The organism is Alteromonas sp. 1_MG-2023, from assembly GCF_030547075.1.
Lineage (GTDB): Bacteria > Pseudomonadota > Gammaproteobacteria > Enterobacterales > Alteromonadaceae > Alteromonas.
Map to the genome: position 1 here is coordinate 201,683 of NZ_JAUOQH010000008.1, position 13,426 is coordinate 215,108.

Consider the following 13,426-nt stretch of genomic DNA (forward strand, 5'->3'; position numbering starts at 1 on the left):
ATCAGCATTAAATAATAATACGACATTGGCGTAATACACTGCCGAATATCGATTAACGAAGTAGAGTGTCCTGTGCAGCAATCATTTTCCTCAAAAAAGCCCTTGCCTAATCCTATTGGGTTAACGCCGATATTATTGTTCGTTATTTTAGTGGTTACCACGGGTATTGTGACGAACGACATTACTGCTATGCCTATTTTAGTGGCCTTTTTTATTAGTGCAGGTTACGCGCTTTGCCTTAATCCGATAGGGGAAAAGGTGAGCTTTTCTGACAAGGTATCTACCTTCTGTAAGGGGGGAGGCGATAAGAACATTATTCTGCTAGTGCTTATTTTTCTTTTGGCTGGCGCGTTCTACGCGGTAACCATAGATATAGGTGCCAGAGATGCGACGGTAAACTTGGCGCTGCAATTTGTACCTACCGCTATTATTTTGCCCGGGCTATTTTTGATTTGCTGTTTTATTTCCTTCGCCATGGGTACGTCTATGGGTACCATTACCGCGTTATCTCCTATTGGTGCGGGCTTAGCAACGAGCTTAGGGTTACCCGTTGAATTGGCGCTAGGCGTAGTAGTAGGTGGAGCCATGTTTGGTGATAACCTGTCATTTGTGTCAGACACCACCATTGCGGCTACCCGTACTCAAGGTGTGCAATTAAAAGATAAATTTCGCGCAAATCTATTTGTAGCCCTACCTGCTTGTTTAGTCACCATGGCGTTGTTATTGGTGTTCGTTGATGTAGATAGCTCAGGCGCTATTGAAACTGGCGACTATGATGTGTGGCGAATACTGCCTTACCTGTTCATTATTGGCTTTGCACTTACTGGGTTTAATGTTATTTCAGTGTTGGCGGTGGGTATTGCCAGCGCATGTATAGTGGGTTTGTTCCAAGGCAGCTTCACTCCACTGACTATGATGCAAAGCATTCAAAAAGGCATGGGGTGGATGCAAGACTTAGCCATGATTGCCATTACTATTGGCGGCATTGTGGCGCTAATGCACGCCAATGGTGGTATTACATGGCTGATTAACCGTTTAACTAAGCGGGTTACCAGCAAAAAAGGCGCTGAGTTTAGTATTGCTGGGCTGGTTAGCTTCTTAGATGTAACCACCGCTAATAATACTATTGCGATAGTAACTGCTGGCCCTATAGCGAGCGACTTAAACGAAAAGTATGGAGTAGATCCTAGGCGCACAGCGTCTTTGCTCGATATCTTTTCTTGTAGCTTTCAGGGGTTAGTACCCTATGGCGCGCAATTATTAAGTGCTGCTGCGGTAGTTGGTATATCGCCACTAGCGATAACCCCCTATGCGTGGTACCCCATGGCATTGTTCGTTTTTGGTTTGTTGGCAATATGGTTTAATTTCCCCACGTTCAAGCACAAAAACGATGATGAATTAGCAAAAGCGTCTGCTTAGTGCTCTGTTCTTAAAGTGCGGCTTTCCTTGGGAGTTTTTATCCTTTGTAGGACCTTTGTCCGGTGTAGGGCTTTTAGCCTTTTGGGGCCTTTATCATCCTTTGTAGAGCTATTTCTCAGATACCTTTCTCAGATACCGTTCTCGGATAGCTCTTTTCAGATAACTCTTTTTCAGAGAATTGGGGGCTTAGATAATGGTTCGCGGTGAGAATGTAGGTCGGCTGTTGAAGGTTCTTACCTTCTAGGATCGTCCTTTGACACTTTACCGTATATAATGGGCGCCTGCGGTTTTATGCAGCATTTTTACGCTTTAACAGCACAGTTTTTTACAACAGTCGTTTCGCTTTCAAGCACCAATAATACGAACTGTATTACACAGTAGGATGGTAAATTGTCTTCACCTAACGCGCCTTCGTCGCCTGTCGCTTTTCAGATTAAACCGCTTTATACACAACTCGATGATTGTCTATCTGCGGATAAATTTCCGTTAAAACGGCGTATTCAGCAGTTCGCAAAGCAGCTAAATAGCGGTGAAAAGGTAAAGGATAATAACCGTGAAGCTTCTGCAGATAGCTCGCAGAGTAAATTAGCCACTCGATACGAGAAACTTACTAACGATATTCAGGCGTCGGCAGATAAGCGCGCGTTCAGACTTAAGAATTTACCTGAAGTTACCTACCCGCCATTGCCGGTAAGCGATAAAAAAGACGACATAAAAGCTGCTATTGCCGCAAATCAGGTGGTGATTGTAGCGGGTGAAACCGGCTCGGGTAAGACTACCCAGTTACCTAAAATATGTTTAGAGCTTGGTCGTGGTGTCAGCGGCATGATTGCCCATACTCAGCCACGTCGATTGGCTGCTCGCAGTGTAGCAACCCGTATTGCTGAAGAGTTAAATACACCCTTAGGTGAAAAAGTTGGTTTTAAAATTCGTTTTAGCGATCAGGTTAGCGAACGAAGCTACGTAAAACTGATGACAGACGGTATGTTGCTGGCAGAAATGCAAAACGACCGATTCTTAAATCAATACGACACCATTATTATTGATGAAGCCCATGAACGCAGCTTAAACATAGACTTCTTGCTAGGCTATTTAAGGCAGTTATTAGACAAGCGCCCTGAACTTAAACTCATTATTACCTCGGCCACTATCGACCCTGAACGTTTCTCGAAGCACTTCAATAACGCGCCTATTATTGAAGTGAGTGGACGTACGTACCCGGTTGAAATTCGCTACCACAGCCCTGAAGACAATGAGAACGATACAGACCAAACCGATGCCATTGTGGGGGCGGTAGATGAGCTATTAACCGAGAAACCGGGCGATATTTTAGTGTTCTTAAGTGGTGAGCGGGAAATTCGCGACACCCAAGATGCCTTAATGCGCAGGCAATACCGCAACACTGAAATTGTGCCATTGTATGCGCGGCTTTCCGCCGCTGAGCAAAACCGTATTTTCCAGTCTCACACCGGTAGGCGCATTGTGCTGTCTACCAACGTGGCAGAAACCTCGTTAACGGTGCCGGGCATTAAGTATGTTATCGACCCTGGCGTGGCCCGTATTTCACGCTATAGCGCCCGCAGTAAAGTACAACGGTTGCCTATAGAAGCTATATCGCAAGCGTCTGCAAATCAGCGAGCTGGACGATGTGGCCGTGTGTCAGACGGTATCTGTATTCGATTGTACAGTGAAGATGATTACCTTGGCCGCCCAGAATTTACCGACCCAGAAATACTGCGTACTAATTTGGCCTCGGTTATTTTGCAAATGCTTGCGTTGGGGTTAGGGGATATTGCCGATTTTCCTTTTGTTCAGCCGCCAGATAATCGCAACATTAATGACGGCTTTAGGTTGCTAGAAGAAATTCAGGCCATCGTGAAGCAAAAAGGCCGCATGCAGCTTACTAAAATGGGCAGGCAGATTGCCCGTTTACCTATCGATCCTCGCTACGCCCGCATGGTGATAGAAGCACAGCGCACCAACGCGCTAATGGAAGTGATGGTTATTGCAGCAGGGTTATCTATTCAAGACCCTCGCGAACGGCCACAAGATAAACGCCAACAGGCGGATGAAAAGCACAGCGAATATACCGATAAAGATTCAGACTTTATAAGTTTGTATAACCTGTGGGATGCCTTCAAAGCGCAGCAAAATGAATTAAGCCAGAACCATCTTCGTAAATGGTGTAAAAGCCAGTTTATTAATTATCTGCGCATGCGCGAATGGCAAGACATTGTTAGCCAACTTAAAAAGTCGGTGGCCGAACTAGGCTTTGGTATTGTGAAAAACGAGCCAGATTATCAAGCTATTCACGAAGCTATTGCCAGTGGTTTGCTATCGCATATTGGTTTTAAAGATAAAGACAGAGAATACTTAGGCTCGCGAAATACCCGCTTTATGATATTCCCAGGTTCTGGGCTTTCTAAGTCGCAACCTAAATGGGTAATGGCGGCTGAATTGGTAGAAACCTCTAAGTTATTTGCCCGCATGGTGGCGAAAATTGACCCCGCTTGGGTAGAGTCATTAGCTGGGCATGTTAGTCAGCACAGTTATTCAGAGCCTCACTGGTCGAAAAAACGCGGCGCCGTTATCGCGTTTGAAAAAGTCACCTTGTTTGGCTTACCCATAGTGATGAAACGAGCCAAAGTGTATAGCTTAATTGACCCACCGGTATGCCACGAACTCTTTATTCGCGAAGGCTTAGTTGAAGGTAATACACGGCTTAACTTTGGTTTCTTAAAAGAAAACCAAGCCTTGCTTGAACAAGCCGATGAGTTTGAACAAAAAACTCGCCGCCGTGATCTTCTGGTTGATGACGACGAACTGGTACGTTTTTATGCCTCCCGTATTCCTGTAGAAGCGAACAACGAAGCGGCGTTTAAAAAGTGGTACAAAAATCAAGAAGCGTTAGCTAAACAAGTGGGCGGCGAAAAGGCGGGTGCCAAAAAGTCGGGTGTCACAAAGATAAGTGACGTACTTACTTTTACCGAAGATGACGTGTATCGCCAACAGCCTGGCCAAGCTATAGAAAACGCGTTTCCTGATGCGTGGCGGCAGGGCAACATCACCATGGGGCTTCGTTATCATTTTGAGCCGAATGCCGATGATGATGGTGTTAGCGTTATTATTCCTTTGCCGGTACTTAACCAAGTAGAAAACATTGGCTTTGATTGGCAAGTAGCAGGGCTAAGGCATGAACGCATAGTGTCGATGATCAGAACTTTGCCAAAGCGTTTGCGCCGTAACTTCGTACCTGCGCCTAACTTTGCCGATGCCTGTATTGCCGATATCAGCGAGACAGATAAAAACGGCCGTCCAATTAGTCTGGTAGAGGCCGTTACCGCCAAGCTTCGTAAAATGACAGGTATTACTGTAGAAGAAGACGAGTGGAACTTGTCGCAGCTTGATAGGCACCTAATCATGCACTTTACGGTAGTGAACGATAAAGGCGATACCATCGCCCGTTCTGACGATTTACATGCGCTGAAACAGCAATGTGCCGGGCAAGTAAAAGAAACTTTTGAAAAAGCGGCCACGCCGGAACTTGAGCGAAGTGGTATCGAATGCTGGGATTTCGACACCTTACCGACCACTTTTGCCCAAAAGATGGGGGGCTTCGAAGTGCAAGCGTTCCCTGCATTGGTAGAGAAGGGCGACAAGGTAGATATCGCCCTTATTGACGAGCCTGAAAAAGCACAATCTATGCACCGAAAAGGTGTGAACGTGTTGATTAAAAATGCCATGCCGTCGCCGCTTAACTATTTACAAAGTAAGCTACCTAATAAGGCTAAGCTTGGGCTTTACTTTAATCCGTTTGGGCAAATTAAAGCGCTTATTGATGATTGTATTTTTGCCGGTATAGACGCGCTGGTGGCTGAATATTGTGACAAACACAATACCGATATTCGTAACAAAGCTGATTTTGATGCCTGCGTAGAGATAGTGCGCGCAGAAATTAATGATAAAGTACTAGAAATAGCAAAGCAGGTAGAGCAGGGCTTAACCCTTGCTCATCAATGCCAAAAGCAAATGAAAGGCAATGTGCCTCTTAATATGATAAACGCATTGGGTGATTGCAAAGGACATCTTTCAAGCTTGGTGTTCCCGGGTTTTGTGTCTGATATTGGTGAAGCGCGACTTAACGATTGGAACCGTTATATTAAAGGCTTATCTCGTCGATTAGAAAAGCTACCGATTGATCCTAATAAAGACCGAATGCATCAACTCACGGTAGAAAAGGCGGTTAGTGAGTGGGAAAAAGCCTGTGGTAAATATCCAAAAGGCAAAGTACCACAAGCATTGTTAGATGTGCGGTGGATGATTGAGGAATTAAGGGTGTCTTTATTTGCACAAGCATTAGGTACGGCTTACCCTATATCGGCAAAGCGTATCTCACTGTTTTTAGCTGATTTCTAGGTGGAATATTAAGCCCCTTGTTTAATTTCCCCAAAAGCAGGAAATAATTTTCTAAATATAATCGGACAATTCTTGGTCAGTCTGATTGACAAGCGGCCTACCTCGCCCTATAACAGGTAGAGCAACATGTGGTTTGAATACGTAGCGGAGATGTAGAAATGTTGGGATACGACGATAAGCGAAACTTTTTCAGGATGATGGTTAATTCGCCTTGTCAGTTACAGGTTACTGATGATGAATCGAGCCGCACTATGCAAGCGATGTGTAAAGACATAAGCGCAACGGGGATGTCTTTAGAAGTTGATGAACCCTCATTAGAAATTGGTACGCAAGTTAGCGTTGCCATAGATTCCCCAAGCTCTCAAGTACCATCATTAGCAGCTATTGCTACTGTGGTTCGCTGTGAGCCAGACACGGAATCTAGTTGCTTAATTGGGGTTGAAATCTCAGAAATGAAGTAAGCTGTGTAAGGGCTTTCGCAAGCCTAAGCTTACTTATTATTATGACTCACGAACTCTCTCGTGAGTCAGGCTAGCTTTGCTTCACGCGCTTTATTTTTAGCGACCTATCTCGCTGACTTCTCTCATTGACGTGTCTCGCTAACGTCTATCACCAACGTCTATCACCAAAATACCAGCAGCCTGTGTCGCTATGTTGAACCTACAAATCTACGTTTCCATATCAACTTCCGCATAATAGTGAAATCGTATAAGTCGATGGCACCCTTCGTAAAAATCAATTGTCTTTAATGTTTCTAATCGATAATAATTCTCATTAACAAATCGAGACAAACTTACTGGGTAAATCATTATGAAAAAGACAATTACTTTTGCGTGTATGCACTTCACCGTCGCTTTTACAGTGGCATATCTATTAACGGGTAGTGCAGTAGTGGGTGGGGCAGTAGCCTTAGTCGAGCCAGCTGTGAATACTGTAGTATTTTATTTTCACGAGCGAGTCTGGAAGAAATTTGAGAGTCAGTCCAAAGACCAAGCTAGCGAGCAGCAACTAGGTGGACGTACTGAGCAGACTTTTGCTTCAAATGAGATGACATTGGCATCATAAGCGTTTGCTAAGTTTGCCTCTTATTTGAATTTTTGAAGAACGTGGCGCTAACGGTGAGTTAAGTTTAATTACACTTAATAAAACCTTAGCGCCGCGTTTTTTTATGCTAAATGAGTTAAACAAAAAGCCTGTAATAATTAGCTTGTTTGTTCATCAGTTTCTTTATCTGTTACTGGTATTAAATTAGTTGTAAGACTATGCCTGATATTACAGGTCAGTCACTTCGCAAACTAAACCTTTTAAGTAATACCCTTCAGGGTAACTGCCAATTACTGGGTGATCGGTGGCTTGGTTGAGTCGAGCAATAATCTTAATGGTTCTTCCTGCATCCAATGCAGCATCAGCTACTATTTTTTGGAAAAGGTCAGCTGGCATCAAGCCAGAGCAGCTAAAAGTAAGCAGTAACCCACCATTTCTCACCGCATGAATACCGTACAGGTTAATATCTTTATAACCTCGTGCGGCACGAGTAAGTGATGCTTTGTTGTCGATGAACTTGGGTGGATCGAGGATCACCATATCAAACTGGTCGCCTCGTTCGTGATATTCACGCAACTGCTTAAATACGTCTTTTTTAACGTAATTACTTTTGCTTTCGTCTAACCCATTTAACGCAACATGCTGCTTAGCAAGGTCGAGAGCAGGCTGAGATACATCCACATTGGTAACCGATTTAGCGCCACCTTGCAGTGCGTAGCAAGAAAAAGTGCCGGTATAACTAAAGCAATTTAGTACATCAGCGTCTTTAGCATAATACGCAGCGGCAGCACGGCTATCTCGTTGATCAAGATAAAAGCCCGTTTTGTGACCGTTTTCAATATCTACAATAATAGAAAGCCCATTTTCTTTTACTGTGACTTGCATGGGAGGTTCGCCGCTCACCACGCCGGTTACTGGCTCTAAGCCTTCTTTTTTACGCACATCAACGTCGCTTCGCTCGTATACATGAGTGCCGGGCTTCAACTTGTTTATTGCCCACACAATTTTATCACGGTGTTTTTCAGCGCCAGCGCTTAGCAATTGCAGCACAGCTACGTTGTCATACAAATCTATGGTAACGCCTGGAAGGCCATCACTCTCAGACGCTATCCAACGAAAAGCATTGGTTACTTCTGGGTCAAATAAACGGGTACGTAATTTAAGCGCTATTTCCATGCGGCGTAAAAAGAACGCGTTATCGATGCTTTCTTCTTTGCTAAAGGTCCACATGCGTACACGAATTTGTGAAGTAGGGGAGTAGGCACCGCGACCTAGCCAGTCACCCTCTGAATCGAAAACATCAACGGTGTCACCACTGCGCCCTCTACCTTTTAGTTCTGCCACGGCGCTTTCAAACACCCAAGGATGGCGACGACGAAGGGATTTATCTCTATTAGGGTTCAAAATAACTTGTGATGACATGAAACGTACTCTATTTCTTGGATTAGCTAGGAAGCGGGATTTGCACAAAGCGCTCTAAATATTTTACTAGAGCGTTTAGCTAAAATACTTAACAAGAAATTCTAGCAATAGAATTTAATAGTACTCAACTAAAAGACAGCCCCATTAACCACGCATAAGCGGCGGTGCGAAGTATAGCGATAAAGCGATAGCTATGCGAATGATTAGCTACTTACAGGCGGTGAACAAAGCGTTGCTGACAAAGATTTACTGCGGTGCTTTAAAGACACTTGATTAATACAAGCCGTTATAGCCAACTATTGGTATTCAAAAGTTGGGTTCTTACACAAATAAGATACATTGAAGCCAATTTAATTGATGTAGCAAGCTCTGACTCTATTCGTGCTTTGGGATATATAGCCAAAATTTACCAGAACCATTTCAAGTAAATTATTTAAATAACTCAAACGTGTAGCTCAGTTACTTTAATAAAATAGGTGGCTTGGCACTGTTTGAGGGCTCAGGGTTTGTAATTAAATGCTCATGTTTAAGCTCATATTTAAGCGCTAGAAGTTAAGTACTCATGTTTAACGTAGATTCTTTTGCACTAAAATCTAGAGCTTACGTATTCATAGGGTATCGCTATAGCACGTCGAAATGGTAAGTCGACATAACACGTCAAAATAGCACGTCGCTAGATTGCAGATATATTCTGCACTTATGGTGAAAGACCACGATAGAGGACACTAATGCAATTTGTAAACTTTGAAAAAGGCTGCTCACCTGAAGGCCTAACGGTAGCAAAGATTGAAGCCCCAACACTTACCGATGATAAAGTAATGGTGAAAGTTCACGCCTTTGGTGTGAATCGCGCCGATACTTTACAACGACAAGGGCATTACCCACCGCCTCCTGGTGAAAGTGAGATTTTAGGGCTGGAAGTTGCTGGTGAGGTAATAGGAGTAGGTGCTGCGGTTAGTGAGTGGAAAGTAGGTGACAAGGTCTTTGGATTGGTTGCTGGCGGCGGCTATGCACAACAAGTGGCAGTTAATCCACTACATCTAATGCCTGTTCCAGAGAGCATGGCTTACAGCGGGGCAGCGGGCCTTGCCGAAGTATTTCTAACCGCGTTTCAATGTTTGCGGTCAATCGCGAATGTAAAACCTGCAGAACGTGTGATGATTCACGGCGGGGCGAGTGGTGTAGGATTAGCGGCAACTCAACTGTGTCATTACTGGGGGGTAGAAAGTGCCGTTACTGCGTCCTCACAGGAAAAGTTAGCTCAGTGTGAACAAAACGGTGCCAATCTGCTGATAAATTACAAAGACCAAAACTTTGCCGAACAGATACAGGCGCATTGGCCTGAAGGCGTAAACATGGTGCTTGATATGGTAGGCGGCGATTACTTAAATCGTAATCTTCAAATTCTAAAACGCGACGGCATTGTAGTTTACCTTGCTATGCTAGCGGGGCGTTATGCGGATAACCTCGATATGGCATTAATGCTGGGTAAACGAGCCAGAATTCAAGGCACTACACTGCGCAACAGAACAGATGATTACAAAAGCGAGCTTATTAGCGACTTTTCAAAAACCTGTTTACCTGCTTTTTCATCTGGCGAGCTTAGCGTAAACATCGATACGGTATACGCAATTGATGATATAGCAAAATCTCACGCGCGTTTAGAAAATAACGATACCCACGGTAAGATAATCGTCGAGTGGTGATTTAACGGAGATCTGGACTAAACCTTAAAAGCATATAGTTCACAGACGATATAGTAAAAGAAAAGGCAGTGTCGCCTTTTCTTATTGCAAAGTCGTTAACCTACAAAGCCATTAGCCTATAAAGCCATTAACTTATAAAGCCACTGTCTGGTGTTGTGGGTTTAGCTTCTGCTGCCCCACGAGCTAAGTCATCGCAGCGTTCATTTTCAGGATGACCAGAGTGGCCCTTCACCCAGTGCCAGTTAATTTTATGCTTACTCACCGCTTCATCAAGACGCTTCCACAGATCGGCATTTTTCACCGCTTTTTTATCTGAGGTGCGCCAGCCATTTTTGCGCCAGTTGTGGATCCATTGATTAATGCCATTCTTCACATACTGGCTATCTGTCGTTAATTCAACGTTACAAGGCTCAGTTAAGCTGTTTAATGCTTCAATAGGCGCCATTAATTCCATACGATTGTTGGTAGTATGCGCGAATCCGCCACTGAGCTCTTTACGGTGGCTGTTGTAAACTAAAACAGCGCCATAACCGCCTGGGCCTGGGTTTCCAAGGCATGAGCCATCAGTAAAAATGTGAATGGTTTTTTGAGCCACTGGGTGTCCTTAAATTATTTACTTTCATATTTCGCTTTTCCCTTAGCCTGTGGCGAAGGGGTTGATATACTATCAAAAAACAAAAGGTAAGATTAGAGGAATCATGCGTCAGATTGTACTAGATACAGAAACTACAGGTATCGACCCTAAAGAAGGTCACCGAGTGATTGAAATTGGGTGTGTTGAGCTGGTTAACCGCAAACTTACTGGCAATCACTTCCATGTTTATATCAACCCTGGTCGTCAAATAGAGCAAGAAGCTATTGATGTTCACGGTATTACCAACGAGTTCTTAACCGACAAACCCACATTTAGGGATGTTGCCGAAGATTTTGTGAATTTTATTCGCGGAGCCCAGTTGGTTATTCATAACGCGCCCTTCGATGTGGGTTTTATGGATCACGAGTTTGGAATGGAACCAAAAACCCGTGGCGTTATCACTAAAGATATTTGTAGTGTTCTTGATACCTTAGCCGTTGCTCGCAAAATGCACCCAGGGCAAAAGAACAACCTAGATGCGTTATGTAAGCGCTACGGCATAGATAACAGCCACCGTGAGCTTCACGGCGCATTGCTGGATGCTGAAATACTCGCTGACGTCTACCTGCTAATGACAGGTGGGCAGACTAAACTTAATTTGGCCTCGAAAGGCAGTGGCGAAACCCAATCAGATGCCCTTCGTCGTTTGAACCGAAATGGAAATAAATTAAAGGTTATCAAGGCTAGCGCCGATGAATTAGCACAGCACGAAGCCCGTTTAGACATAGTCGAAAAGGCGGGAGGTAAATGTTTGTGGCGCCCTGAGCCCGAGCAAAGCGACGTTTAACAAAAACGACGGCTAATAAAATTCTGATGTCAACTGAGATTATCAGTTTAAAAGTCTAGGTAATACCAGTACCCGAATTAAGTGCATTTCTTTAGGAGCAGGCGAAAGTGAGAGTAGGCGTGATGAAACTAGTGCTGGCGTTGTGCCTATTAGGATGTACTTCAACGGTGTACTCGCAAGACGCTTCGAAGGCTGCAACGTCTGCTCAATCGCCAACTAATACTCAAACCTCTGAAGCGTCTTCGCCCATCACCAATTTGGGAGACGAATACCAAAACTCTATAAAATTGCTACAGAATCGTTTTCGGATTGATTACAACGTCGAAGAAGTCACTATGATTTTCTTTCGCGATTATGGCTCCGCGCCAGTGGTGTTAGTCCGTCCTGATGGCTCAAAGCTATTTCAAGGTCGTGTGGATGAAACCCTCGTAAAGTGGTTCGACGCCGATACATTCGACATGATCACCATTGAAAATCCCATGCCCGGCCCTTGGCAAGCGGTAGGCCAAGTTAATGCTGCGAGTCGGGTAATGGTGGTGTCTGATATTAAGCTGCACACTACACCTCTTCCTAATATTCTCTTTTCTGGTGAAATACTAAAGTCTACCGCTTACCTCACTAATGGCGGGGAAAAAATAGATAATTCACAGTTTCGTGATGTGGTTGAATTATCGATAGAGTTTGAAAGCGCGAATAACCCTAACTACGACAATTTTGGCGCTTCTAACGAAGAAATAGCCAGATTTGAAGACAACGGTAGGGGAATGGACGAACGACCAATGGACGGTGTTTTTACTGGCCAATTTAATCTGAAAGTAGCGCCCGGTGAATGGCAACCTGTTTATCGTATAGACACACCCATGTTTACCCGAGAGCAAATAGGTACGCCTATTATTCTCTATGCTAATCCAGTGCATGTTGATGTTGAGCTTGATGAGGCTGACTCGGAGGGAGGCAGCACTGGTGATGGTTATCACAAATTATTAATTGATGTAGACCGAGACCTGGTCAACATAGAATCGCTTTTGGTTGATGGCAAAATTCGTTTCCCTAACACTGATGTTCAAAACTTCTCGCTAACAGAGGGTGGGGATGGCGTAAGAGAACATCTCATTATTGCTTATGAAGAAGGTGTTTATCGCGTTAAGTTAACCGCTTATGGCACAACATCCGAAGGGCGAGATTTTATTTTAGACGTGCCTGAGTTTAGCTTTGTTGCTGAATCGCCGAAGCCCGAAGTAATAGATCCATTGATTGATGGTGAAGATCCTATTGTAGATGGCAGTGAAGACCCGTTTTCAACAGACAGCACTACACCTACTACACAGATGGCAGAAGCTGCTGAAGACAACGAAATGGATTCAGGTACGCTAACGTTAATTATTGTAGCGGTGAATGGCACCATAATTTTCATCGGTTTAATCGTTGCCACAATTATTATCTTAAAAAGGCGAAAAGCGAGTGGCCCAACCTCTACAAAAGCAGTCACTAGCAAAGATAGTAAAAAAGCCAAGAAGAAAATGGTGTCTGAGTCAGACTTATCTCTCGATAATGAACCCAAAGGCTTTAAAAAGTTTTTAGCTAAGTTTAAAAAGTCGAAGCCAGCAGAGTAGGGCAGAGAGATAAGTCAAATTCGTGGTTAATTATAGATTTTTTGGATAAATTAATTCAAAAGTGTATAGAAGCTATCCTATAGCGAGCGTGGGCTGCAGGAATAGACGACATGTTCTATGTGTACGAATTCCGGCCTGATTGAATTATATTTCAACATTGTGTTTATTTAGTGTGCAAACAGTGCGTAGATGACAATTTTATTAATAAAAAGCATTGACTCTGCAGGGCCTAAACCGTATTATCTGCGCCGCAGTGAGGGCAAGGGGTTTTAACAACTCAACTAACTCACTGATAACATTGAAATTGTGGAGCGGTAGTTCAGTTGGTTAGAATACCGGCCTGTCACGCCGGGGGTCGCGGGTTCGAGTCCCGTCCGCTCCGCCA

General features: G+C 44.0%; 9 protein-coding genes and 1 tRNA gene. 8 read left to right on the top strand and 2 right to left on the bottom strand.

What is annotated here, in order from left to right; all coding sequences use genetic code 11:
* Positions 1 to 72 precede the first annotated feature (72 nt).
* From Q4561_RS10850 to Q4561_RS10865, 4 genes are all read left to right on the top strand, one after another.
* Complete coding sequence (locus tag Q4561_RS10850; RefSeq protein WP_303460195.1) at positions 73 to 1,419, top strand: Na+/H+ antiporter NhaC family protein; 1,347 nt, start codon at positions 73 to 75, stop codon at positions 1,417 to 1,419.
* Between the two features lie 390 nt (positions 1,420 to 1,809).
* Complete coding sequence (gene hrpA, locus Q4561_RS10855; protein ID WP_303460197.1) at positions 1,810 to 5,835, top strand: ATP-dependent RNA helicase HrpA; 4,026 nt, start codon at positions 1,810 to 1,812, stop codon at positions 5,833 to 5,835.
* 158 nt (positions 5,836 to 5,993) lie between these two features.
* Positions 5,994 to 6,296 (top strand): PilZ domain-containing protein, encoded by a 303-nt coding sequence (locus tag Q4561_RS10860; RefSeq protein ID WP_057792437.1) that lies wholly within the window; start codon positions 5,994 to 5,996, stop codon positions 6,294 to 6,296.
* A 349-nt stretch (positions 6,297 to 6,645) separates the two neighbouring features.
* Entirely contained in the window at positions 6,646 to 6,900 is a 255-nt protein-coding gene (locus tag Q4561_RS10865; protein WP_303460199.1) for a DUF2061 domain-containing protein, read from the top strand.
* A gap of 207 nt (positions 6,901 to 7,107) precedes the next feature.
* Here Q4561_RS10865 and Q4561_RS10870 read toward each other — a convergent pair whose 3' ends face one another.
* Complete coding sequence (locus Q4561_RS10870) at positions 7,108 to 8,301, bottom strand: class I SAM-dependent rRNA methyltransferase (protein WP_303460202.1); 1,194 nt, start codon at positions 8,299 to 8,301, stop codon at positions 7,108 to 7,110.
* A gap of 728 nt (positions 8,302 to 9,029) precedes the next feature.
* Here Q4561_RS10870 and Q4561_RS10875 point away from each other — a divergent pair.
* Positions 9,030 to 10,007, top strand: a complete 978-nt coding sequence (locus Q4561_RS10875; RefSeq protein ID WP_303460205.1) for an NAD(P)H-quinone oxidoreductase — start codon at positions 9,030 to 9,032, stop codon at positions 10,005 to 10,007.
* Positions 10,008 to 10,134: 127 nt separating this feature from the next.
* Here Q4561_RS10875 and rnhA read toward each other — a convergent pair whose 3' ends face one another.
* Positions 10,135 to 10,602 carry a ribonuclease HI gene (gene rnhA, locus Q4561_RS10880; RefSeq protein WP_303460207.1) on the bottom strand — a complete coding sequence of 156 codons (468 nt, stop codon included), beginning with the start codon at positions 10,600 to 10,602 and terminating at the stop codon, positions 10,135 to 10,137.
* A 103-nt stretch (positions 10,603 to 10,705) separates the two neighbouring features.
* On the opposite strand from rnhA, the gene dnaQ reads away from it, so the two are divergent.
* From dnaQ to Q4561_RS10895, 3 genes are all read left to right on the top strand, one after another.
* The gene (gene dnaQ / locus Q4561_RS10885) at positions 10,706 to 11,428 is read left to right on the top strand and encodes a DNA polymerase III subunit epsilon (RefSeq protein WP_303460208.1); all 723 of its coding nucleotides are present in this window, start codon (positions 10,706 to 10,708) and stop codon (positions 11,426 to 11,428) included.
* Between the two features lie 122 nt (positions 11,429 to 11,550).
* Positions 11,551 to 13,041, top strand: coding sequence for a TIGR03503 family protein (locus Q4561_RS10890; protein WP_303460221.1), 1,491 nt, complete (start codon positions 11,551 to 11,553; stop codon positions 13,039 to 13,041).
* 308 nt (positions 13,042 to 13,349) lie between these two features.
* A tRNA-Asp gene (locus tag Q4561_RS10895) sits at positions 13,350 to 13,426 on the top strand.